We start from the raw sequence: 24,108 nt of genomic DNA, 5'->3' as shown, positions 1-24,108 counted from the left end.
CGTGAAAGTCAGAATTGGAATAGCGGCTTTGGCCGTTGCAGCAGTGTCGGCATGTGCTGCGCCACCTTCCCAAGATGTTGTGTCGCGCAGTCTGACAGCACCCTCATTCAGTAGCAGTGTCGTCGATCAGCAGTTGAACGCCCTGCGGGCATCGCGCGGGCTGTCGACGCTCAAACGCTCGCGGGCGCTGGACCGTGCCGCGCAAATGCATGCCGCCGACATGGCGCGCCGGAATTTCTTCAGCCACAAGGGCAGCAACGGATCGACCGTTGGCAGACGCTCCAAGATGGCGGGATATGACTGGTGCCGCGTGGCCGAGAACATCGCCAAGGGCCAGCCCGACACCGCGTCGGTCATGCAGGCGTGGAAAGCGTCATCGGGCCATTTGCGCAACATGACGATCCGCGACATGGACAACTACGGCATTGCGCGCAGCGGCCCGAACTGGGTCATGGTGCTGGGCGCCAAGAGCTGCTGAGAACTGTGATGCACCGGGCCCGCGCCGTCGGCGGGGTGATTGCGGGCTAGCGTTTGCCCGCGATCCACGTGTCGCGCACGGCGCGGTCGTCGCCCATCATGATGGTGGCAAATACGTCTTCCCAGACATCATTGCTGCGGTTGGCCCGTTGGGCAATGGCGGGGGTGGACTTCAGGTCGAGCACCGTCAGGTCGGCGGCGTATCCCGCCCGCACGGTGCCGATCTCGTGGCCCAGATGCAGCGCGTCGGCCGATCCGGCGGTGGCAAGCCACATCAGCTGTGCGGCATGAAGAGCGACACCGTGATGCTGGGCCGCTTCATAGGCCGCGGCCATCGTGCGCAGCATCGAAAACGACGATCCGCCGCCGGTGTCGGTGGCCAGACCCATCCGCACGCCCGCGTCGCGCAGACGGCCCAGATTAAATTGACCCGACCCGATGAACGCGTTGGACGTGGGACAATGCACAACGGCGGCCCCGACCTCGCTCAGACGCGCGATCTCGCGCGGCTCCAGATGGATGGTGTGGCCGTAAAGGGCACGGGCCCCGATCAGGCCGTGCGCTTCGTAGGTATCGAGATAATCGCGCGCGTCCGGATAGAGGCCGCGGACCCATGCCACCTCGTCGGGTTGTTCGCTGAGATGGGTCTGCATCAGGCACTCGGGGTGTTCGTCCCAGAGCGCGCCAAGCGCGTCGAGTTGTTCGGGCGTGGAGGTCGGTGAAAACCGCGGTGTGATCGCATAATGCGCCCGCCCGGTTCCGTGCCAGCGCTCAAGCAGGGCTTTGCTGTCGTCATAGGCCGATTGCGCGGTATCGCGCAGATCTTCGGGGGCGTTGCGGTCCATGCAGGTCTTGCCCGTCACCACGCATTGGTCGCGCACCGCCGCCGCCGCAAAAAACGCGTCGACGCTGGCGGGATGAATGGTGGCAAAGCTGCACATCGTCGTGGTCCCCGCCGCGCGCGTGAGGTCGAGATAGCGCTCGGCGATCGTGGCGGCGTAATCGGCATCGGCAAACCGCTCTTCCTCGGGGAAGGTGTAGGTGTTGAGCCAGTCGATCAGCCGCTTGCCCCAGCTTGCGATCATCGCGGTCTGCGGATGGTGAGCGTGGGCATCGATGAAGCCCGGGCAGATCAGATCGCGGCCATAGTCGACAACCTCGGCCGCACCGTGCGCCGCGCGCAGCCGGTCTGCGGGTCCCGTGGCCGCGATGCGCCCGTTTTCGATGAGCACGCCACCGGCGCTGTCGATACGCACGGTGTCGCGCCAGTCGCCCGTCAGCGGGTTGCCGTCAAAGTGGAGCGTCTGGCCGAGAAGGAGTGTTTGATGGGTCATCCGTTCTCTATACACCGATCCGATCAAGCCGCAATCAACCACCCGCGCAGGCCCCATTGTTACCTTCCGTCGGCCTGCTATGTTCTGCACAAATCAGCGCGGGGAGACAGGCATGACGGATCAGGTGACGCACGCGGAAACCACCCCCGATGACGACGGCGAACAGGAGGCATATGTCCTGAGCAAACGCGATGTCGATGCGATCCTCTATGCGGTGGATATCGACGACCGCGACAAGCTGAGCGAGTTGATGGAGCCGCTGCACGCGGCCGACATCGCGGACCTTCTCGAACAGATCAGCTCCTACGAGCGGGCGCGGTTGATCCGGCTTTATGACCGTGAATTCGATGGCGAGCTGCTCTCCGAGCTGGATGATTCCATCCGCGACGAAGTGATCGGCATCCTGCGCCCGCAGGTTCTGGCCGAGGCGGTGCGCGAACTCGACAGTGATGATGTCGTGGACATCATCGAGGATTTGCAGGGCGCACAGCAGGAAACGATTCTCGAGGCGCTGGAAGACAGCGACCGCGCGGCGGTAGAGCAGGCGCTGTCGTTCCCCGAATACTCCGCGGGCCGTTTGATGCAGCGCGAGGTCGTCATGGCGCCCGAACACTGGACTGTCGGACAGGCCATCGACCATCTGCGCGCCACGCCCGAGCAGGACCTGCCGGACCAGTTCTACCATATCGTCATGGTCGATCCGCGCCTGCATCCGGTTGGAAATGTGACATTGGGCAAGCTGATGCGATCCAAGCGCGAGACGCCGCTGACATCGCTGCTGGAGGAAACATTCCAGGTGTTTCCCGCCACGCGGGACGAGGGCGATGTGGCCTATGCGTTCAACCAGTACCACCTGATTTCCGCCCCCGTCGTCGATGACGGCGGACGGCTGATCGGGGTGATTACCATCGACGACGCGATGGCGGTGCTCGACGAGGAACACGAAGAGGACATTCTGCGGTTGGCCGGTGTCGGCGACGGGTCGCTGTCGGACAGGGTGATCAACACCACCAAACAGCGTCTGCCGTGGCTGGCGATCAATCTGCTGACCTCGATTGCCGCGTCGATGGTGATTTCGCAGTTCGACGTGGCGATTGCCCAGATCGTGGCGCTGGCGGTGCTGATGCCGATCGTGGCGTCGATGGGCGGCAACGCGGGCACGCAGAGCCTGACGGTGGCGGTGCGGTCGCTGGCGACGAAGGATTTGACCGGGTCGAACGTCTGGCGCGTGATCCGGCGCGAGGTTCTGGTGGGGCTGATCAACGGGCTGATTTTTGCGGTGGTCATGGGCATCGTGGGTGTCATCTGGTTCGGCTCGCCCGCGCTGGGCTATGTCATTGCCACGGCGATGGTGATCAACATGGTGGTGGCGGGGCTGGCCGGAACCGGCATTCCCATCGTGCTCGAACGGATCGGTGTCGATCCGGCTCTTGCCTCCGGTGCGTTTGTGACGACGGTGACGGATGTGGTGGGCTTTTTCGCGTTTCTGGGCCTTGCCTCCATGGTGCTGTTGTGAGCGATCTGGCCGCCCGCAAGGACGCCGCCCGCAAGGCCGCATTCGCCCGGCGCAAACCGATTTTTGACAGCGCGAATGCCGCGCAGGCGGGCTATTTGAGTGAGGTTCTGGCCGGCCACCGCGGTGTGCCTGTGTCGGGCTTCATGCCGATCCGTACGGAGATCGACCCGCGCCCCGCGATGGTCGAGGCCTCTGCCTACGGACCGGTCGGGGTGCCCGTGATCACGGGGCCGGACCAACCGCTGCGGTTCGCGCGCTGGACGCCGGACACGCCGATGATCGCCGGTGCCTTTGGCGCGGCGGTGCCCGAGCGGCCCGAGTTTTTCGACCCCGAGATCGTCATCGTGCCGCTGCTGGCGTTCGATCTGGCAGGCGGGCGTCTGGGATACGGTGGCGGGTTTTACGACCGCACGCTGGAGCAGTTGCGCGCGCGGCAGGCGACGCTGGCCATCGGGTTTGCCTTTGCGGGCCAACAGGACGACGATCTGCCGCTGGAACCCACGGACCAGCCGCTGGACATGATCGTGACGGAAAACGGGGTCATTGACGTGGTGCGCACATAGCGTCGGGGTTGCACCACCGCGTGTTGAGGCGTAGCGAGAAGCGATGAAGATATTGTTTCTCGGAGACGTGATGGGCCGCGCGGGGCGCCGTGCCATCACCGAAAACCTGCCCCGTCTGCGCAGCGCGTGGAAGCTCGATTTCGTGGTGGTCAACGGCGAAAACGCGACATCGGGCATGGGGTTGTCGGCCAGCCATGCCAAGGTGCTGCTGGAGGCGGGGGCGGATGTGCTGACGCTGGGCGATCATGCCTTCGACCAAAAGGACATGCTGGCCTTTGCCGAGCAGGAAAGCCGCATCGTGCGACCGCTCAACTTCTCGCGCTCGGCGCCGGGCAAGGGCGCGCGGCTTTACAAGACGCAGACCGGCAAGCGTGTGCTGGTCACCCAGGCGCTGGGCCAGGTGTTCATGAAACGCCCGTTTGACGATCCGTTCTCGGCGCTGGATGCAGTGTTCAAGACCCATCCGCTGGGCGGTATGGCCAACGCGATCATCGTGGATTTCCACTGCGAGGCGACCTCGGAGAAAATGGCGATGGGGCATTGGTGCGACGGGCGGGCCTCGCTCGTGGTGGGCACGCACACCCATGTGCCGACGTCGGATGCGATGATCCTGCCCGCGGGCACCGCCTATCTGACGGATGCAGGCATGTGCGGGGATTACAATTCGGTCATCGGGATGGAAAAGGCGGAGCCGCTGCGCCGGTTCATCACCGGCATGCCTAAGGACCGGTTCACCCCCGCCAACGACGCGGCGACACTGTCGGGTGTTTACGTCGAGACGGATGACAAGACGGGCCGCGCGACGCGGATCGTTCCGGTCCGTCAGGGCGGCAAACTCCAGCAGAGCGGGCCATAGCCGCTTGCGGGTTCATGCGTGATGCGCGAAACATGACGCCAGTTCCGGCCACCGCTACATCCAGCACGGGCCAGCCATCGGGGGACCCCCACGCATGGATTTTCTAGACCTGCCGCAGACAACGCAAGCGGTTCTGAGCATGACGGTCGTCGTGGTGATGTTCGTTCTGTTCCTGCGCGAGAGTTTTCCGACCGAAGTTGTGGCGCTGGCGGGGGCGTCGGTGATGCTGGCGCTGGGGCTGTTGCCCTACGACGATGCGCTGGCGGTACTGTCGAATTCGGCGCCATGGACGATTGCGGCGATGTTCATCGTGATGGGGGCGCTGGTGCGCACCGGCGCGCTTGAGGTGTTGACCGCGCTGGCCGAGCGGCACGCCCGCACCAATCCGCGAATGGCCGTTGTGGGGGTGATCCTGTCGGTCATGGGGGCCAGTGCCATCATGAACAACACCCCCGTGGTGGTGGTGATGATCCCGGTGGTGGTGCAGCTGAGCAAGACGCTGGACACCAAGGCGTCCAAGCTGCTGATCCCGCTCAGCTATGCCGCGATCATGGGCGGGTCGCTCACGTTGATCGGCACGTCGACAAACCTGCTGGTGGATGGTGTGGCGCGGGGTCAGGGGCTGGAGCCCTTCGGCATTTTCGAGATCCTGCCCATCGGGTTGGTCGTCTGTGCGTGGGGGCTGTTTTACATGTCGACCATCGGGCGGCGGTTGCTGCCCAGCCGTGACAGCATGGCGGGGATGCTCAGCGACCGCTCGAAGATGAAATTCTTCTCGGAGGCGGTGATCCCGCCGGACAGCAACCTTGTCGGGCGCGAAGTGCTGGATGTGAAGCTGTTCAAACGCGACGGCGTGCGTCTGATCGACGTTGTGCGCGGTGATGCCTCGCTGCGCCGCAATCTGGCGGCGGTGACGCTGCGGGTGGGCGACCGGGTCGTGCTGCGCACGCAGATGACGGAATTGCTGAGCCTGCAGGCCAACAAGGAGCTCAAGCGCGTCGATCAGGTGTCCGCGGTCGAGACGACCACCGTGGAGGTGTTGATCACGCCGGGCTGCAAGATGGTGGGCCGCAGTCTCGGGTCGCTGCGGTTGCGCCGCCGGTACGGGGTCTATCCGCTGGCCGTCCACCGCCGCAACCAGAACATCGGTCGCCAACTGGATGATCTTATTGTCAAAGTGGGTGATACCCTGCTGCTGGAAGGGGCGGCGGAGGACATCCAGCGGCTGGCGGCGGATATGGAGATGGTCGACGTGAGCCAACCCTCCCAACGCGCCTACCGTCGCGGCCACGCGCCGATAGCCGTGGGCGGCCTGATCGCGATTGTGGCACTTGCGGCGCTCAATGTCGCCCCCATCCTGATGCTGGCGGTGATCGCGGTGGCGCTGGTGCTGGTGACAGGCTGCATCGACGCGGACGAGGCGTTCTCATACGTCGACGGGCGTCTGCTGGCGCTGATCTTTTCGATGTTGGCGGTGGGGGCGTCGCTGCAGCACACAGGTGCGGTGGCGATGATCGTCGATGCGATATCGCCCACGCTGGGGGATATGCCGCTGCCGATGGTGATTTTCTGCGTGTTCCTGCTGACCACGATCCTGACGGAAATCGTGTCAAACAATGCGGTGGCGGTGATCATGACGCCCATCGCGATCAGCCTTGCGGCGGCGCTCGGGCTTGATCCGCGCCCCTTGGTGGTGGCGGTGATGATCGCGGCGTCCTGCGCGTTCGCCACGCCCATCGGATACCAGACAAACACGTTGGTTTACGGGCCGGGGGGCTACAAGTTCAGCGACTTCATGAAGGTGGGGATCCCGCTCAACCTGTCGATGTCGGTCATCTCCAGCGTGACGATCCCGCTGTTCTGGTGAGCGCTCAGCCGCGCCGGAACCACAGCACGAAGGGTGCGGCGACCAGATACATGGTCACGCCGTAGAACGCCGACGGCATGGCCAGCGTGCTGAACCCGTCCGTTTGCCCCGAAATCAGCGCCGCCAGCGTGATGCCGAGGGTGGCATTCTGCACGCCCGTTTCGATCGAGAGCGTCTTGCGCCCCGCAGTGTCCAGCGCGCAGAGCGCCGCGACCGCCAGCCCCATCAGCATCAGCGCGGCGTTGAAGGTAATCAGGACCGGGCCCAGAACGGCGATGTTTTCGACGAAAAGCGCCCAGTTCGAGCCGAGCGCGGCCACCACGATCAGGATGAACAATGCGGTCGCCAGTTTGGTCAGGACAGGCTCTACCCGGTCGGCGAACTGCGGCGCCTTGTGGCGCACGGCCACACCGAGGCAGACCGGAAGGGCAGTGATGACGAACATCGCGATGCCCAGCGAGGTCACCGACACCTGCGGTGCGGCGGCCCCCATGAAATGCGCCACCGACCACGCCGCCAGCACCGGCATCGTCACCACCGATACCAGCGAAATGACCGCCGTGAGCGATACCGACAGCGCCACGTCACCGCGCGCCAGCCGTGTCAGGATGTTTGACGTCACCCCGCCCGGGCACAACGCCAGAAGCATGACCCCCACGGCCAGTTCCGGCGACAGCCCGAAGACCGTCGCCACGGTGAACCCCACCAGCGGCAGCAACAGCATCTGGCACACGGCACCGGCCAGAAACCCCCGACGCTGGCGGGCGACGCGGGCGAAATCGTCGAGTGTCAGGCCAATGCCCAGCGACAGCATGATGATCGCCAGCGACAGTGGCAAAACGACGTTGATCAGAATATCCATCGGGGCTCCCCCGCGCGGGCGTGCGCATTTTGCGTGAAACTGCCACGGGAGGGCAGCCCCGCCAAAGGATTTATTCCTGCCGTAGCGTCAGGGCGGCTGTCAAAGCGGCCAGAACACGAGGATCGACGGGATCGACACCGCCACCACGATGATTTCCAGCGGCAGGCCCATGCGCCAGTAGTCTCCGAAGCCATAGCCGCCGGGCCCGAGGATCAGCGTGTTGTTCTTGTGCCCGATCGGCGTGAGGAAGGCCGCCGAAGCCGCGATGGCCACCGCCATCAGGAACGGGTCCGCCGAAACGTCCAGCGTGTTGGCCATCTGGATGCCCACGGGTGCGGCCACGATTGTCGTCGCCGTGTTGTTGAGCACATCCGAGAGCGTCATTGTCACGACCATCAGCACCGTCAGCACCGCCCAGGCGGGCCAGCCTTCGGTCAGCCCGACCAGACCGTCCGCGATCAGCTCGGTACCACCCGATTTTTCCAGCGCGGCACCCAGCGGGATCATCGACCCCAGAAGGACCACCACGGGCCATTCGATGTGGGTGTAAAGCTCGGCCAATGGCACGATTTTCGCCAGCACATAGGCCACCACCACAAGACCCAGCGCGATGGGCAGATAGATCAGGCCCACAGACGCCGCAGCCACGGCAGCCGCGAAAAGCCCGATGGCCAGCCAGACCTTCTTGTTCTCGGTCATGGCCAGACCGCGGTCGGCCAGCGGCAGCGCGCCCAACCATTCGGACACCTCGTCCCCGTGATCGCGCGGCACCAGCAGCAACAGGATGTCGCCCACCTCGAGCTTGGCCTTGCGCAGCTGTGACGTGATCTTCCGGCCCCTGCGCGAAATGCCCAGCAGCACGGTCCGCCTGCGCCATGCGAGCCCCACGGACTGGGTGCTGCGCCCGGCCAGACGGCTGGTTTCGGTGACGACCACCTCGATGATCTCGACGCCGTCACCGTCTGCGCGCAGCCGTTCTTCACGCTCGGCCTCGGCCACGGCCAGATCCAGCGCCGAGCGGAATTCATCCAGCGCATCGGGGGCCGCTTCGAGCACGAGCGCATCGCCGGCGCGCAATTGCGCGGTGCGCGCCCGGCCATAGCGGCGTTTGCCTTCGCGCATCAGGCCAAGGATCGCCACGTCGGCCTTGTCGGCCTCGTCGTCCAGCTCCGACAGGCGCTTGCCGATGTGTTTGCTGTCTTCGGGGACCACGAGTTCGGCGACGTAATTGGCCACATCCTCGGGTTTCAGACATCCGTCATCACGCACGGGGATAAGCCGCCAGCCGATCAGCGCGACAAAGGCCAGACCCGCCAGTGCCGCGATCCCGCCGACCGGTGCAAAATCGAACATGGCAAAGGGCGCGCCGAGGCTTTCTTCGCGGATGGAGGCGATGATGATGTTGGGGGGCGTCCCGATCAGCGTGACCATGCCGCCCAGTATGGTGGCGAACGACAGCGGCATCAGCGACAGCCCCGGAGCACGGCCCGCCTTGCGCGCGGTCTGGATATCGACCGGCATCAGCAGTGCGAGCGCGGCTACGTTGTTCATGAAGGCAGACAATACGCCCCCCACGGCCCCCATCAGCGTGATATGCGCGCCCAGGCTGCGCGAGGCATCGACCAGCGTGCGGGTGATCAGCAGCACCGCGCCCGAGCGCACCAGCCCCGCCGACACCACCAGCACCAGCGCGACGACCAGCGTCGCGGGATGCCCGAAGCCTGAAAAGGCGTCCTTTGTTTCAACGACGCCCAGCACGACCCCCACCATAAGGGCCGAAAACGCGACGATGTCATAGCGGAACCGGCCCCACAGCAGCAGGCCGAAGACAGCGCCGAAAAGCGCGAAGAGGATAATCTGATCTTGGTTCATCCGCGCACCATGTTTCACCACCCCGCCAAGGGCAAGGGCGAAGGCCAAATCGGCCCCCGCCGCGGGCAGGTTCGATAAGCCACCACAGAGCCTTGCTCAGGTCATGGGCGCTGACGTATAAGCGCAGCAATTCGAAATTCCGATACGGAGACCGACATGGCCGGCCACTCAAAATGGGCAAACATCCAGCACCGCAAGGGGCGCCAGGACAAGCTGCGCTCGAAACTGTTTTCCAAACTGTCCAAGGAAATCACCGTTGCGGCCAAGATGGGTGATCCCGACCCCGACAAGAACCCGCGCCTGCGTCTGGCCGTGAAGGAAGCGAAATCCAGTTCGGTACCCAAGGATGTCATCGACCGCGCGATCAAGAAATCGCAGGCGGGCGACGGGGACGACTACGAGGAAATCCGCTATGAGGGCTATGGCCCGAACGGCGTTGCCGTGATCGTCGAGACGATGACCGACAATCGCAACCGCACCGCGTCGACCGTGCGATCGACCTTTACCAAGAACGGCGGCAATCTGGGCGAGACCGGATCGGTGGGGTTCATGTTCGACCGCAAGGGCGAGGTGACCTATTCGGCCGATGTGGGCGATGCGGATACCGTGATGATGGCCGCGATCGAGGCGGGCGCCGAAGATGTGCAAAGCTCGGAGGACGGGCACACGATCTATTGCGCCGATACCGATCTCAATGACGTATCGAACGCGCTTGAGGCGGAACTGGGCGAGAGCGACAGCACCAAGCTGATCTGGCAGCCGACCACCACCACCGAGATGGACCTCGAGGGCATGCAAAAGCTGATGAAGCTGATCGACGCGTTGGAAGACGACGACGATGTGCAGCGCGTGACCGCGAACTTCGAAGCCTCCGACGAGGTGATGGAGCAGCTGGAGTAGCCACTGACCCGGTCCCGCAAGGGATAGACATTGAAAAGGCACGTCGCCGGCGCGGCGTGCCTTTTTTTTGTTTGCGCGCCGCAGCGCCACAAAAAAAGCCGCCCCAAATGCGGGGCGGCCTGAACTCACGTCACGGGCAAGCGATCCGGGGGATCAGGTCGCCTGCGTCATGAAGCGGACCAGACCCGACAGGCCTGTTCCAGCGCAGGATTTGCTGCGTTGGTTGTCACGTTGCGCAGTGATCGTGGCGAGCGTGCGTTTCACATCGTTGAGCTTTTCGCGAGCGCCCGATCCGCCGGCACTGGCCTGCACACGCAGGATCTTGGACTGCGTCTGCAAGGCGGCTTCGATCAATTCGATCTCTTTCTGGCTGATTTCCAGCTTCTGTGGTGCGTCGATCATCTTTTTATCCTTCGTATCTGAGGCTTCAGATAGGTGCTATGTTCTATATACGCTAGGTCTGGTCGTTCAGTTTCATTTCAGTTGAAAAAAATGTGATCGGTCGGATGATTTCTGCCATGGGGTGGCGAAGGTCTGCCGACACGCATTTCCTCTTCCTGATGCAATCCAATCTAGCGGTGCGGCGTTACACGGACAAAACGCAACTGCGTGAGCGGTTGGTGATCGCCGGTGAGCCGGAGGCGCGTCCTACCTCTTGTGATTGTGCAGCCGCAAGAGCGATTGCGCCTGTGGCGGCGCATAGCAGGCATGCAGCAGGCGGGTAGGGGCATAGGCAATCTCCGTGTTGGTCCCTGTTTCAATTGTTCTTTTACGCAGCGAAACAAACTTTCCGTCGCACGAATAGGCCGGTGATCATCGCCCTTGAATACAAGTCTGGGGTGTTGTCATGTCTGGGTATGACATCAACCACACCTCCGCGCCCGCTGGTCGGCATCTTCTGGATGCTGGTAACGGGGGGCTGCTTCATCATGGTGACCGCGCTGGTCAAGACGATGGGACCACGCATGCCGGCGGGCGAGGCGGCGTTCATCCGGTACGCGCTGGGGCTGGTGTTTCTGCTGCCGGTGCTGGGCACGCTGCGCGACACGCGTCTGACCCGCCGCCAGTGGGCGCTGTTTTCGGTGCGCGGGTTTTGCCACGCGGGCGGCGTGATCTTGTGGTTCTACGCGATGGTGCGCATCCCGATCGCCGAAGTCACGGCCATGAACTATCTCGCGCCGATCTATGTCACCGTGGGCGCGGCCCTGTTTCTGGGCGAACGGCTGGCCACGCGGCGGATCGTGGCGGTGGTGCTGGGGCTGCTGGGAGCGGTCATCATCCTGCGTCCGGGATTTCGCGAGGTGTCGGGCGGCCATCTGGCGATGCTGTTTGCGGCGGTGGTGTTTGCGGGCAGCTACCTGACGGCCAAGGTGCTCGCCGATGAGGTCAAGCCGGCGGTGATCGTGGCGCTGCTGTCGATCTTCGTGACGGTCGGGCTGGCGCCCTTTGCCGCGGCCGACTGGATCCGCCCCACGGGCCGCGAGATGCTGTTTCTGGCCGGTGTGGCCAGCTTTGCCACCGCGGGCCATTACACCATGACGCTTGCCTTTGCCGCCGCGCCCGTGACGGTGACGCAGCCGGTCACGTTCCTGCAACTGGTCTGGGCCACGCTGTTGGGCGTGATCTGGTTCGAGGAGGCGATCGACATCTGGGTGGTGTTGGGCGGTCTGGTGATCCTTGGCTCGGTCAGCTTCATCACATGGCGCGAAGCGGTGCTGAAGGCGCAGATTACACCGGTGTCGCACGCCACAAAGGTCTGAAAATGCGAACTAATTAATTTTGATTGACTGGTCAGTCAATGAAACTACGGTGGCGGGAACGCAACCGAAAGCTGATTCTGATGCCCAAAGTGGGAATGGAACCGCTGCGCCGTGCAGCGCTCATCGATGCCACGATCGCCGAGATCGGGCGCACCCAGTCGCTTGATGTGACGGTGGGGCAGATCGCCAAGGCGGCGGGAATGTCGACCGCACTGGCGCATCATTACTTTGGCGGCAAGGACCAGATATTTCTGGCCGCCATGCGCCATATCCTGCGCGAATACGGGGATGAGGTGCGCCGCGAACTGGCACAGGCCCGCACGCCGCACGCACGCGCCGAAGCGATCATCCGCGCGAGCTTTGCGCCGACCTGCTTTGCGCCCGCCACGGTCTGCGCGTGGATGACGCTGTATTCCTCGGCGCGGGTAACGCCCGATACCAAACGTCTGCTGGGGATCTACCAGTCCCGGCTGCGCAGCAATCTGACCCACGCATTGCGGCCTGTGTCCGCCACGCCCGAACGGCTTGCCGAAACGATGGCGGCGCTGATCGACGGTCTGTATCTGCGCGCCGCGCTGTCCGACGATACCTCTAGCGACGGGGCAATGCGCACTGCGCTGGTCACTCTCGAAACCCTGCTGAAAGCCACATCATGACCCGACCCAATATCCTCATTCTGATGGTTGACCAGTTGAACGGAACGCTCTTTCCCGACGGGCCCGCCGATTGGCTGCACGCACCCAACCTCAAGAAGCTTGCGGCGCGCTCGACCCGGTTCCGCAATGCCTATACCGCGTCGCCGCTGTGCGCGCCGGGGCGGGCGGCGTTCATGTCGGGGCAGTTGCCGTCGGACACCGGCGTGTATGACAATGCAGCCGAATTTGCCTCTTCCATCCCCACCTACGCGCACCACCTGCGCCGCGCGGGATACCAGACCTGCCTGTCGGGCAAGATGCATTTCGTCGGCCCCGATCAGCTGCACGGGTTCGAGGAACGGCTGACCACCGATATCTATCCGGCGGATTTCGGATGGACCCCGGATTACCGCAAACCGGGCGAGCGGATCGACTGGTGGTATCACAACATGGGCTCGGTCACCGGTGCGGGCGTGGCCGAAATCTCCAACCAGATGGAATACGACGATGCCGTCGCTTACGAGGCCACGCGCAAGATTTACGACCTGTCGCGCGGGCTCGATCCGCGGCCGTGGTGCCTGACGGCGAGCTTTACGCATCCGCACGATCCGTATGTGGCGCGCAAGAAGTACTGGGATCTCTACGAAGACTGCGAACACCTGCTGCCGGAGGTGCCCGCGATGGACTATGCCGATCACGACCCCCATTCGCAGCGGATTTTCGACGCCAACAACTGGCGCGATTTCGACATCACCGAGGAGGACATCCGCCGGTCCCGCCGCGCATATTTCGCCAACATCAGCTATCTTGACGACAAGATCGGCGAGATATTGCAGACCCTCGAAGACACGCGGCAAGAGGCGATCATCCTGTTTGTATCCGACCACGGCGACATGCTGGGCGAGCGCGGATTGTGGTTCAAGATGAGCTTTTTCGAAGGCTCCGCCCGTGTGCCGATGATGATCAGCGCCCCGCAGATGGAACCCGGCCTGCAGACCACGCCGGTCAGCAACATCGACGTGTGCCCCACGCTGTGCGATCTGGCGGGGGTCGACATGTCCGAGATCATGCCGTGGACCACCGGCCAGAGCCTTGTGCCGATGGGGCAGGGCGTGGAGCGGACCGAACCGGTGGCGATGGAATATGCAGCCGAGGCATCCTATGCCCCGCTGGTGTCGCTGCGCTATGGCAAGTGGAAATACAACCGCTGTGCGCTCGACCCCGACCAGCTGTTTGATCTGGACGCGGACCCGCACGAGATGCACAATCTCGCGGACGTGCCCGCGCACCGTGACACGCTTGACCAGTTGCGCGCGAAATCGGAAGCCCGCTGGGACCTCGCGGCCTATGACGCGGATGTCCGCAAAAGCCAGGCCCGGCGCTGGATTGTATACGAAGCCCTGCGCAAGGGGGGCTATTACCCGTGGGATTACCAACCGCTGCGTGACGCGTCCGAGGCCTATATGCGCAACCACATGGACCTCAACGTGCTCGAAGAGAACAAGCGCTTTCCCCGCGGTGAATAACGGCCACGCGACCCCGTCGCGCAGGCCGGAACGAACAAGAACAACAAGAGGGACAACATGCTTACATCGATCATATCATTCGGCGTCATACTGGCGTTCGCGCTGGTCATCTTTTGCGTCATCAAGTGGTGGAACCTGCCGCTGACCGGCGTGACCCCGGTGCCGCTTTTCACCTTTATCGCGATCCTGTTCACTTCGGGGCTGGATGTGGGGCTGATCATGTTCCCGCTGGCCTTCGACTTTCCGCTCTATGCCGATACGGCAGCCGAGCCTGCCTATGCGTTCACCAATCCGCTGGCGCTGGAATTCGGGTTCTGGGGGTTTCTGATCTGGGCGTTCTACTTCCTGACGACCTTCTATTTCTGCGCGATCGAGCCGCGGGTGAAGTTCTTTGAAATCCCCGTGATCAAGGTGCTCAACAACATCGTCATCATCACGACCTGCGCCTTTACCGGCGCGCTTTTCCTGATCTACATGCCCTACTATATCGCCGAAGTGGGCGACGGTGAGACGATCCTGCCGGTGTTCTACCTGATCTGCTTCCTGGTGATCCTTGTCGCCGCGTTCAGCTCCACGGACCTGAAATTCGTCAAGGTCCTGTCGGTCAGCTCCACGGTGCTGTTTCTGGGCCTGATCCTCTACATGTTCCTCAACGCGGGGATGGGCGTGGGCGATCTGGCCTCGAGTGCCAGCAACATCGGCGGCTATTTCTCGAACATCCACAAGTTCATCGTGCCGCTGACCGATTACCACGAATTCTACCTTTTCTGGTGGTTCGCGTGGTCCATCATGATCGGCCAGTTCGTCAGCCGTTTCGTGGGCGGGCTCAAGACGTGGCAACTGCTGGCGGCGCTGCTGGTGTTCCCGTCGATCCCCCTGGCACTGTGGTTTTCGGTGCTGTATTTCTACTTCCTCAACGGCATCGGTACCGCGGGTGTGCCCAACTGGGCCATGACAGTCGTGGGCATTGTCTTCGTGATCAATTCCTTCGACAGCCTGATCCGGCTCTATACCGACAACCTGAACCTGACGACCGAACGGTTCGGCACCGTGTCCTACGTGCTGGCCAATGCGATCGGCCTGTTTGTGCTGACGCTGCTGTTCCAGAGCCAGTGGCTGCAGATCCAGTGGGTCGGCACGGTGGTGATCGGCATCTATCTCGCGGCGTTGGCGTATATGTTTTTCGTCAAGCGCGGCAAGCTGAGCGCGCTGACGGGCAATGCAAACGTGCCGGCCGAATGATCCGCGCAATCTGACCATCAAAGGGGTCGCCCGCGCCACGCGGGCTGCCCCATCCGACACATGAGAGGCCCTATGAACACCCAACCCGAAGCCAGCCATTTCATCAATGGCGCCTATGTCGAAGACACCGCAGGTGCGAAGATCGACGTGGTTTACCCCGCAACCGGCGAGGTCATTGCCACCGTGCATGCCGCCACGCCCGCGATTGTCGACATGGCGCTGGATGCCGCGCGCACGGCCCAGGCCGCCTGGGCCGCGATGACCGGGACAGAGCGGGGCCGCATCCTGCGCCGCGCCGCCGACATCATGCGCGCGCGCAACCACGATCTGTCGGTGCTGGAGACCTATGACACCGGCAAGCCCTATCAGGAAACCTCGGTCGCCGATGCCACGTCAGGTGCGGACGCGCTGGAGTATTTCGGCGGACTGGCCGGCGCACTGACCGGAGAGCATATCCAGCTGGGCGAGGATTGGGTCTATACCCGCCGCGAGCCGTTAGGCGTCTGTGTTGGCATCGGCGCATGGAATTATCCCACCCAGATCGCCTGCTGGAAAGGCGCGCCTGCGCTGGCCTGTGGCAATGCGGTCGTGTTCAAACCGTCCGAGACCACGCCGCTGTGCGCGCTGAAAGTGGCGGAGATCCTGCATGAGGCGGGCCTGCCCGCGGGGCTCTACAATGTCATTCAGGGCATGGGTGAGGTCGGCGCGAAACTGGTCACGGACGCGCGGGTCGACAAGGTGTCGCTGACCGGGTCGGTGCCCACGGGGCGCAAGGTCTATGCTGCCGCTGCCGCGGGCATGAAGCACGTCACGATGGAGCTGGGTGGCAAATCCCCGATGATCGTGTTCGAGGATGCCGATATCGAGAATGCCGTATCGGGCGCCATTCTGGGCAATTTCTACAGCTCGGGGCAGGTCTGTTCCAACGGGACGCGGGTCTTCGTGCACAAGGACATCAAGGAGGCGTTCCTCGAGCGGCTGTCCGAGCGTCTGGCAGGGGCGGTGATCGGCGATCCGATGGATCCGGCCACGAGCTTTGGCCCGATGGTGTCGCGCAACCAGCTCGACATCGTGTTGAAGTACATCGAGACGGGCAAGGCAGAGGGCGCGCGGCTGGTGACCGGCGGCGCCGAGATCGAGGGCGACGGATACTTTATACAGCCCACGGTCTTTGCCGATGTGACCGACGGGATGACCATCGCGCGCGAGGAAATCTTTGGCCCCGTGATGGCGGTTTTCGATTTCGAGGACGAGGCGGATGTGATGGCGCGCGCCAACGACACCGAATTCGGGCTGGCCGCAGGCGTGTTTACCCGCGATCTGGCGCGCGCGCATCGCGTGGCGGCCCGTTTCGAGGCGGGCACCTGCTATATCAACACCTACAATGACGCGCCGGTCGAGGCGCCGTTCGGGGGGGTGAAGGCATCGGGTGTGGGCCGCGAGAATTCCAAAGCCGCGATCGAGCACTACAGCCAGGTCAAATCCGTTTACGTGCGGATGGGCGACGTGGAAGCGCCGTTCTGAGCGGTGATCCTGCGGAGCGCTGCGCGCACGCCTTTTTTAGGGGGCAGGGCGCGCAGGTTCTCGCAGAAAAGCACGGACCGGGCAGGCCGCACGCGCTGTCCTGTCTGCACAGAGGTGCTTGAGGGCGCAATGCGCGCCTCAAGGCACCTCGACGAGTTTGAGTGCGATTCCCCAACGCCTCAAGGACATGGCCGGGCTGTGCCCGGGGCGCTGCGCGCCTCCTTGACCCGTTGCGGAATCACGAAGGCGAAGGAACGGGACGATGGAAGCGGATTTTGTAATTGTCGGCGCCGGATCGGCGGGCTGTGCCATGGCCTACCGTCTGGGGGAGGCCGGGCATTCGGTGCTGGTGATCGAGCACGGGGGCACCGATGCGGGGCCGTTCATCCAGATGCCGGCGGCGCTGAGTTATCCGATGAACATGAAGCGCTACGACTGGGGCTTCATGTCCGAGGCAGAACCGGGTCTGGGCGGTCGGCGGCTCGTGTGTCCGCGTGGCAAGGTCATCGGCGGGTCATCGTCGATCAACGGCATGGTGTACGTGCGCGGGCACGCGATGGATTTCGACCACTGGCGCGACAGCGGCGCCGATGGCTGGAGCTATGCCGATGTGTTGCCGTATTTCAAGCGGATGGAAACCTGGCACGATGGGGGCCACGGGGGCGAAAGCGACTGGCGGGGCACTGCAGGGCCCCTGCATGTCAGCCGCGGTCCGCGCAAGAACCCGCTGTTTCGGGCTTTCGTCGATGCAGGCCGGCAGGCGGGTTACGAGAGCACCGACGACTATAACGGCCGCAAGCAGGAGGGTTTCGGCCCGATGGAGCAGACGGTCTTCAACGGTCGCCGCTGGTCTGCGGCCAACGCCTATCTGCGGCCCGCCCTGCGCCGCGATACGGTTTCGGTGACCCGCGCGCTGGCACAGCGGATCGTGATCGAGGAGGGGCGCGCCACCGGCGTCGAGGTCCGGCGCGGCGGCAAAACAGAAACCATCCGCGCCCGCCGTGAGGTGATCATCGCGGCCTCTTCCATCAACTCGCCCAAGCTGCTGATGCTGTCGGGCATCGGTCCGGGCGCGCATCTGGCCGAGCATGGCATCGACGTGATCGCGGACCGCGCGAGTGTGGGGGGCAATCTGCAAGACCATCTGGAGGTGTATTTCCAGATGGCGTCGAGCCAGCCGATCACGCTTTATAAACACTGGAACCTCATGTCGAAGGCGGTGATCGGGGCGCAGTGGCTGTTTACCAAGAAGGGCATGGGCGCATCGAACCAGTTTGAAAGTGCCGCGTTCATCCGCAGTCGGGCCGGTATTCCCTATCCCGACATCCAGTACCATTTCCTGCCCATCGCCGTGCGGTATGACGGGAAGGCCGCCGCCGAGGGGCACGGGTTTCAGGCCCACACCGGCCCCATGCGGTCCAAGTCCCGCGGGCGGGTGTCGCTGCGCTCCTCCGATCCGGCGGATGATCCGCGTATCTTCTTCAACTACATGTCGCATGACGACGATTGGCTTGAATGGCGGCGCGTGGTCCGGTTGACCCGCGAGATTTTCGAGCAGGAGGCCTTTGCCCCTTATGTCAAACACGAGATCCTGCCCGGATCGGACGTGCAGACGGACGACGAGATCGACGATTTCGTGCGCGCCCATGCCGAGAGCGCCTATCATCCTTGCGGAACCTGCCGCATGGGCCGCGCCGACGATCCCGACGCCGTTGTCGATCCGCAGGGCCGTGTGATCGGGGTGGACGGGCTGCGGGTGGCGGATAGTTCGATCTTTCCGCGCATCACCAACGGCAACCTCAACGGGCCGTCGATCATGGTGGGCGAAAAGATGGCCGATCATGTGCTGGGCAAAGACCCGTTGGCCGCCTCCAACGAGACGCCGTGGGTGCATCCCGACTGGGAAAATGCGCAACGCTAGGACCTCCGGCGCGCCCGCATTGTCGCGTTAACCCTTTTGCAGGATTAACGGTTGTGAAAGCATACCGCCGCGCCCATATAGCGGTTTGTGGTGAGTGTAAGATCAATATGTGGTGCGCTGGTAGCAGTGGGCCTGACGGTTCAGGCCTGCGCGCCCGTGTCCACCGACACGGTCAGCGGCCCGGCGCGGGTCATTGACGGCGACACGCTTGACGTGGACGGCACGCGCATCCGCCTGCATGCGATCGATGCCCCCGAGAATGACCAGACCTGCCGCACCGAACAGGGTGTGCAGTGGGGCTGCGGGGCCTGGGTGACGGATGCGGTGCGCGCCCGGTTGCAGGGCGACGAAATCCGCTGCAACCTGATGGAGCGCGACAGATACGGACGCCACGTGGCGCGCTGCAATCTTGACGGTGACGACATCGGGGCGTGGCTGGTCGGCGAAGGGCTGGCCTTTGCCTATGTCCGGTATGGCGATGACTATGCGGCGCTGGAACGTGACGCGGCACGGCTGGACCGCGGGCTGCACGCGCAGCGTCTGCAAAGCCCCGCCCAGCACCGTGCCACCCGTGCAAAAGGGCGCATCCCGCCGGACGCCGCCTGTCCGATCAAGGGCAATATCAGCGGGTCCGGCACCCGCATCTTTCATATGCCACAACAGGCCCATTACGAACGCACCGGCATCAATACAGACAAGGGCGAGCGGTGGTTCTGCTCGGCCGAGGCCGCCCGCGCCGCCGGTTGGCGGGCCGCACGCCGCTAGTCCACGCGGTAGGGCAGCAGGTCGCGCCGGTTCGGATCGACGACCAGATTGCGCTCCAGCGGGGGCACCGCGCGCTGGTGGCACTGCTTGCGCTCGCAAATGCGGCACGAAATCCCGATCGGCTCAAACGCACTGTCGCGGCTGAGGTCCAGACCGTCCGCATAGACCAGTTCGGAAGCGTGCCGGACCTCGCACCCCAAGGCGATGGCAAACCGGCGCAGCGGCGCGCCGAACCGGCCTGCGGATTTCGAAATGTCCCGCGCGATGGAGATATAGCGCACGCCATCGGGGGTTTCGGCCAGTTGGCGCAGGAATTGCGAAGGGGTCTCAAAGGCGCGGTGCACGTTCCACAAAGGACAGGCGCCGCCGAACCGGGCAAACTGGAGCCGCGTGGCGGAATGGCGTTTGGTGATGGTGCCGGCCTGATCGACCCGGACAAAGAAGAAGGGCAACCCCTTCGCCCCCGGACGCTGCAAGGTGGAGAGCCGGTGCGCCACCTGTTCGATGGATGCGCCGAAATGCTGGGCCAGTATTTCCAGATCGTGGCGGCAGCTTCGGGCGTGGTCCTGAAAGGCGGTATAGGGCATGAGCGCCGCGCCCGCGAAGTAGTTGGCCAGCCCGATCTTGGCAATGTCGCGGGCCGCAGGCGTGTGGAACCGCGCCAGATCGAGCGTGGCATCGAGCAGTTTGTCCTGTGTGCGCAGGGCCACCTGCAGCAGGATCTGGAACGTCTGTGTCTGTTCGGTCAGCCGCGACGAGATCTGCAGCGTTCCGGCCGCAGGATCGACCATCCGCATGGCATCCATATCGGTGAACATCACCCGCAAACCGCGCTGCGACAGCGCCTCGATCGCCGCGGCACGGATGCCCTGCGGACCGGCGTGGCGGGCGGCGAAATGCTCCGCTGCGCGGTCGACGGCGTCGATATAGTTGTCGCAGTAATGGAAGAAATCGCGCACCTCTTCCCATGGGCTGGGGGTGGCGCGGCTGTCCTCGCGGCCCAACGCCTCGTCCAGTGACGCGAGCCGTTCGTGCACCTGCCGGTAGTTCTGGTGCAGGGCCAGAAAGGCCCGCGCCAGCCCCGGTGCGTTCGACGCGGCAAGCCGCAGGTCGGCCAGCGGCGGCATGTCCCCTTCGAAAAGCGGATCGGCAAGCGCCTCGCGCATGTCCGAGACCAGCCTTTCGCCGTCGCCCGCGCTCAATTCCGTAACATCGAGCCCGAATTCCGACGCCAGCGCCAGAACCACCGTCGTGGACACGGGCCGGTTGTTGTTTTCCATCTGGTTGAGATAGGGCAGCGACACGCCCAGCCGGGCGGCGAAATCCTTCTGGGTGTGTTCGAGCCGCGTGCGCAATTCGCGCAGCTTTGCCCCCGCATAAAGCTTTTGTGTCGCCATGATCGCAGCCCTTTGCAACTTTGCACGCGCCGCACCCTAGCTTTGCAAAGCGGCGCTCACAAGGGTGTCGGTCCGCCTCGCAGCGCCAGTGTCCGTTCGCGACGCACCACCGTCCAGATGGAGGCAAGCCCCGCAAGCGCGGTCAGGAACATCAGCCACAACAGCGGGAAGGCGCCGGTGTTTTCGTTCAGCAGCGCACCGGCCAGCGCGCTGAGACCCGCGCCGCCGCCGATCATGATCGCACCGCCCAGACCCGACGCGGTGCCCGCCAAATGCGGGCGCACCGACAACATGCCCGCCGTGGCGTTGGGAATGCACAATCCGTTGCCCAGACCGACCAGTGTCATCATCCCGAAAAAGCTGACGGGCGTGCCGTAGCCTGCAAGGAAAATGAGTAGGGATATGGCCCCGCCCACCGCATTTGCCATGCAGCCCCAGAACACCATCCGGTTCACGCCAAAGCGCGTGGCATACCGTCCGGTCAGGAAATTGCCCAAGAAATAGCCCACAGCCGGTGCCCCGAAGAAAAAGCCGAGCACCGAAGGCGACATGCCGAAGACTTCCTTGCCCACAAACGGCGCCCCGCCGAGATAGGCAAAAAAGGCGCCCGAGCAGAAACCGGAGGCCAGCGCATACCCCCAGAAGCGCGGGCTGCTCAGCAGCTCGGGATACTCGGCGAACTGCTGGAAAATGCTCTTGTGCGAGGGCTGCGCGGTCTCTCCCATATCGCTCCACGCCATCAGCCAGACGCCTGCGCCCATGGCGAACAGGGCCCAGAACACCGCTTCCCAGCCAAAAAGCTCATCCAATACGCCGCCTAAAGCGGGGCTGATCATCGGCACGACGGCCATGCCCATCGTGACATATCCGATCACGGAGGCGGCCTGATTGTCGGCGTACATGTCGCGTACCGCGGCGCGGCTGAGCACCATGGCCACCGCCACGACGGCCTGCAACATCCGGAACATCAGGAAGACTTCGATGCTGCTGGCGAAGATACAGCCGACGGTCGCGGCCAGAAACACCCCGACCCCCCACAGGATCACGGGCCGCCGGCCCAATTTGTCCGAAATCGGCCCGATAAACAGCTGCATGACCGCGCTGAACCCCAGATACACAGCCACCGACAACTGCATCACGCTATACTCGGTGTCGAAATGGTCGGCCATGCGGGGCAGGCTGGGCAGGAACATATTCATCACCGTGGCGGACATGCCAGCCAGCAGGATCAGGGTCAGGATATGCGGGGGGCTGTTCCGGTCGCCAAGTTGTACCGGCGCCAGATCTTCGCGGATATGTTGCATGCTCACGGAACTAAACGCATCGGTTCAACCTGTCCATCCAGAATTGCGCTTCGCAGTTTTGCAATTCGCAGCGATGCGACTGAATAGAATTTGCAAATTTGCCGGAATCCCCTTTGGTTCCCCCGTCCGCTTGGCTAAACAGGGCCAACGCAAGGGGAGGAGCCCGCCATGAAAGACATTCTGCAACAGCTCGACGATCGCCGCACCGACGCCCGATTGGGGGGTGGCCAGAAACGCATCGACGCGCAGCACGCGCGCGGCAAGCTGACGGCCCGTGAACGCATCGATCTGCTGCTGGATGAAGGCTCTTTCGAAGAATTCGACATGTTCGTCACGCATCGCTGCACCGATTTCGGGATGGAAAAGCAAAAGCCCGCAGGCGACGGCGTTGTCACCGGTTGGGGCACGATCAACGGGCGGCTTGTTTATCTCTTCAGTCAGGATTTCACGGTGTTCGGCGGCTCCTTGTCCGAAACCCATGCCCAGAAAATCTGCAAGATACAGGACATGGCGATCCAGAATGGCGCGCCTGTCATCGGCATCAACGACAGCGGCGGCGCGCGTATTCAGGAAGGCGTGGCAAGCCTTGCGGGATACGCCGAAGTGTTCCAGCGCAACATCGAAGCCTCGGGCGTGATCCCGCAGATCAGCGTGATCATGGGCCCCTGTGCGGGCGGCGCGGTCTATAGCCCCGCGATGACCGACTTCATCTTCATGGTCAAAGACACCTCTTACATGTTCGTCACCGGCCCCGACGTGGTCAAAACCGTGACCAACGAACAGGTCACCGCCGAAGAGCTGGGCGGCGCCAGCACCCACACCCGCAAATCCTCCGTTGCCGACGGGGCGTTCGAGAATGACGTCGAGGCGATGGCCGAGGTCCGCAGGCTCGTGGATTTCCTGCCTTCCAACAACCGCGAAAAGCCCCCCGTGCGCCCGTTCTTCGATGAACCGGACCGGATCGAGGCGTCGCTGGACACGCTGGTGCCCGAAAATCCCAACACGCCCTACGACATGAAAGAACTGATCCACAAGCTCGCGGATGAGGGTGATTTCTACGAGATTCAGGAAGATTTCGCCAAGAACATCATCACCGGCTTTATCCGTCTTGAGGGGCGCAGTGTCGGTGTGGTCGCCAACCAGCCGATGGTGCTGGCCGGTTGTCTGGACATCGACAGCAGCCGCAAGGCCGCGCGTTTCGTGCGGTTCTGCGACGCGTTCGAAATCCCGATCCTGACGTTGGTCGATGTGCCGGGCTTCCTGCCGGGGACCAGCCAAGAATATGGCGGCGTTATCAAGCACGGGGCAAAGCTGCTGTTTGCGTATGGCGAAGCGACTGTGCCAATGGTGACCGTGATCACCCGCAAGGCCTACGGCGGGGCCTATGACGTGATGGCGTCCAAACACCTGCGGTCTGATTTCAACTATGCCTGGCCCACCGCCGAGATTGCCGTGATGGGGGCCAAGGGCGCGACCGAAATCATCCACCGCGCCGATCTGGGCGATGCCAAAAAGATCGCCCAGCACACAGCGGATTACGAAACCCGCTTTGCCAATCCCTTTGTCGCAGCCGAGCGTGGCTTCATTGACGAGGTGATCCAGCCGCGCTCCACCCGCAAACGGGTCGCGCGTGCCTTTGCCAGCCTGCGCAACAAAAAGGCCAGCATGCCGTGGAAGAAACACAACAACATCCCGCTGTGAGCCGATGATGACGCCGCTTTTCTTTCCCCATACCGTTTCGGTGATGCCTGTCCGGCCCGCAGTGTGCGCGGGAACCGGCGGGCCGG

Annotated in this window: 20 protein-coding genes; 14 read left to right on the top strand and 6 right to left on the bottom strand. The window is 63.6% G+C overall.

Features of this window, described 5'->3' with window-relative positions; all coding sequences use genetic code 11:
• Position 1: 1 nt before the first annotated feature.
• The gene (locus tag K3756_RS12695; protein ID WP_259987918.1) at positions 2-478 is read left to right on the top strand and encodes a CAP domain-containing protein; all 477 of its coding nucleotides are present in this window, start codon (positions 2-4) and stop codon (positions 476-478) included.
• A gap of 46 nt (positions 479-524) precedes the next feature.
• On the opposite strand, the gene guaD is transcribed toward K3756_RS12695, so the two are convergent.
• Positions 525-1,811, bottom strand: coding sequence for a guanine deaminase (gene guaD, locus K3756_RS12690; RefSeq protein ID WP_259987916.1), 1,287 nt, complete (start codon positions 1,809-1,811; stop codon positions 525-527).
• 112 nt (positions 1,812-1,923) lie between these two features.
• Between guaD and mgtE the strand changes: the two genes are divergently transcribed.
• The 4 genes from mgtE to K3756_RS12670 all read left to right on the top strand — a co-directional run bounded on the left by mgtE (position 1,924) and on the right by K3756_RS12670 (position 6,613).
• Positions 1,924-3,327: a magnesium transporter gene (mgtE, locus tag K3756_RS12685; RefSeq protein WP_259987914.1), complete on the top strand. Its 1,404-nt coding sequence runs from the start codon at positions 1,924-1,926 to the stop codon at positions 3,325-3,327.
• Positions 3,324-3,890, top strand: coding sequence for a 5-formyltetrahydrofolate cyclo-ligase (locus K3756_RS12680; protein WP_259987912.1), 567 nt, complete (start codon positions 3,324-3,326; stop codon positions 3,888-3,890). The genes mgtE and K3756_RS12680 overlap by 4 nt, the downstream gene beginning before the upstream one ends.
• 43 nt (positions 3,891-3,933) lie before the next feature.
• Positions 3,934-4,746 carry a TIGR00282 family metallophosphoesterase gene (locus K3756_RS12675; protein WP_259987910.1) on the top strand — a complete coding sequence of 271 codons (813 nt, stop codon included), beginning with the start codon at positions 3,934-3,936 and terminating at the stop codon, positions 4,744-4,746.
• Positions 4,747-4,840: 94 nt separating this feature from the next.
• Positions 4,841-6,613 carry an SLC13 family permease gene (locus K3756_RS12670; protein ID WP_259987908.1) on the top strand — a complete coding sequence of 591 codons (1,773 nt, stop codon included), beginning with the start codon at positions 4,841-4,843 and terminating at the stop codon, positions 6,611-6,613.
• A gap of 4 nt (positions 6,614-6,617) precedes the next feature.
• Here K3756_RS12670 and K3756_RS12665 read toward each other — a convergent pair whose 3' ends face one another.
• Positions 6,618-7,475, bottom strand: a complete 858-nt coding sequence (locus K3756_RS12665) for a bile acid:sodium symporter family protein (RefSeq protein WP_259987906.1) — start codon at positions 7,473-7,475, stop codon at positions 6,618-6,620.
• A gap of 99 nt (positions 7,476-7,574) precedes the next feature.
• Entirely contained in the window at positions 7,575-9,347 is a 1,773-nt protein-coding gene (locus K3756_RS12660) for an SLC13 family permease (protein WP_259987904.1), read from the bottom strand.
• 156 nt (positions 9,348-9,503) lie between these two features.
• On the opposite strand from K3756_RS12660, the gene K3756_RS12655 reads away from it, so the two are divergent.
• Entirely contained in the window at positions 9,504-10,247 is a 744-nt protein-coding gene (locus K3756_RS12655; protein WP_259987902.1) for a YebC/PmpR family DNA-binding transcriptional regulator, read from the top strand.
• 153 nt (positions 10,248-10,400) lie between these two features.
• Here the strand turns inward: K3756_RS12655 and K3756_RS12650 are convergent, their stop codons facing one another.
• Positions 10,401-10,649 carry a hypothetical protein gene (locus tag K3756_RS12650; RefSeq protein ID WP_259987900.1) on the bottom strand — a complete coding sequence of 83 codons (249 nt, stop codon included), beginning with the start codon at positions 10,647-10,649 and terminating at the stop codon, positions 10,401-10,403.
• Positions 10,650-11,104: 455 nt separating this feature from the next.
• Between K3756_RS12650 and K3756_RS12645 the strand changes: the two genes are divergently transcribed.
• From K3756_RS12645 to K3756_RS12615, 7 genes are all read left to right on the top strand, one after another.
• Positions 11,105-12,007 (top strand): DMT family transporter, encoded by a 903-nt coding sequence (locus K3756_RS12645; RefSeq protein WP_259987897.1) that lies wholly within the window; start codon positions 11,105-11,107, stop codon positions 12,005-12,007.
• An 80-nt stretch (positions 12,008-12,087) separates the two neighbouring features.
• Entirely contained in the window at positions 12,088-12,663 is a 576-nt protein-coding gene (gene betI / locus K3756_RS12640) for a choline-responsive transcriptional repressor BetI (RefSeq protein ID WP_259987895.1), read from the top strand.
• Positions 12,660-14,168: a choline-sulfatase gene (betC, locus tag K3756_RS12635; RefSeq protein WP_259987893.1), complete on the top strand. Its 1,509-nt coding sequence runs from the start codon at positions 12,660-12,662 to the stop codon at positions 14,166-14,168. Before betI ends, betC begins: the two co-directional genes overlap by 4 nt.
• Before the next feature lie 57 nt (positions 14,169-14,225).
• On the top strand, positions 14,226-15,410 hold the full coding sequence (locus K3756_RS12630; RefSeq protein WP_259987890.1) for a BCCT family transporter: 1,185 nt from the start codon (positions 14,226-14,228) through the stop codon (positions 15,408-15,410).
• A gap of 72 nt (positions 15,411-15,482) precedes the next feature.
• On the top strand, positions 15,483-16,934 hold the full coding sequence (gene betB / locus K3756_RS12625) for a betaine-aldehyde dehydrogenase (protein WP_259987888.1): 1,452 nt from the start codon (positions 15,483-15,485) through the stop codon (positions 16,932-16,934).
• A 262-nt stretch (positions 16,935-17,196) separates the two neighbouring features.
• Complete coding sequence (gene betA, locus K3756_RS12620) at positions 17,197-18,855, top strand: choline dehydrogenase (RefSeq protein ID WP_259987886.1); 1,659 nt, start codon at positions 17,197-17,199, stop codon at positions 18,853-18,855.
• Between the two features lie 90 nt (positions 18,856-18,945).
• Positions 18,946-19,620: a thermonuclease family protein gene (locus K3756_RS12615; protein ID WP_259987884.1), complete on the top strand. Its 675-nt coding sequence runs from the start codon at positions 18,946-18,948 to the stop codon at positions 19,618-19,620.
• Here the strand turns inward: K3756_RS12615 and K3756_RS12610 are convergent.
• The gene (locus K3756_RS12610) at positions 19,617-21,017 is read right to left on the bottom strand and encodes a short-chain fatty acyl-CoA regulator family protein (protein ID WP_259987882.1); all 1,401 of its coding nucleotides are present in this window, start codon (positions 21,015-21,017) and stop codon (positions 19,617-19,619) included. The genes K3756_RS12615 and K3756_RS12610 overlap by 4 nt on opposite strands.
• 56 nt (positions 21,018-21,073) lie before the next feature.
• Entirely contained in the window at positions 21,074-22,321 is a 1,248-nt protein-coding gene (locus K3756_RS12605; RefSeq protein WP_259993558.1) for a multidrug effflux MFS transporter, read from the bottom strand.
• Positions 22,322-22,489: 168 nt separating this feature from the next.
• On the opposite strand from K3756_RS12605, the gene K3756_RS12600 reads away from it, so the two are divergent.
• A complete protein-coding gene (locus K3756_RS12600) occupies positions 22,490-24,022 on the top strand; it encodes an acyl-CoA carboxylase subunit beta (RefSeq protein ID WP_259987880.1) in 1,533 nt (510 codons plus the stop codon).
• Positions 24,023-24,108 lie beyond the last annotated feature (86 nt).

Source organism: Sulfitobacter sp. S190 (genome assembly GCF_025141935.1).
In the GTDB taxonomy this organism is placed as follows: domain Bacteria; phylum Pseudomonadota; class Alphaproteobacteria; order Rhodobacterales; family Rhodobacteraceae; genus Sulfitobacter.
Note: the sequence above shows the minus strand (reverse complement) of the source record. Positions and strands in the feature narration are given on the sequence as shown.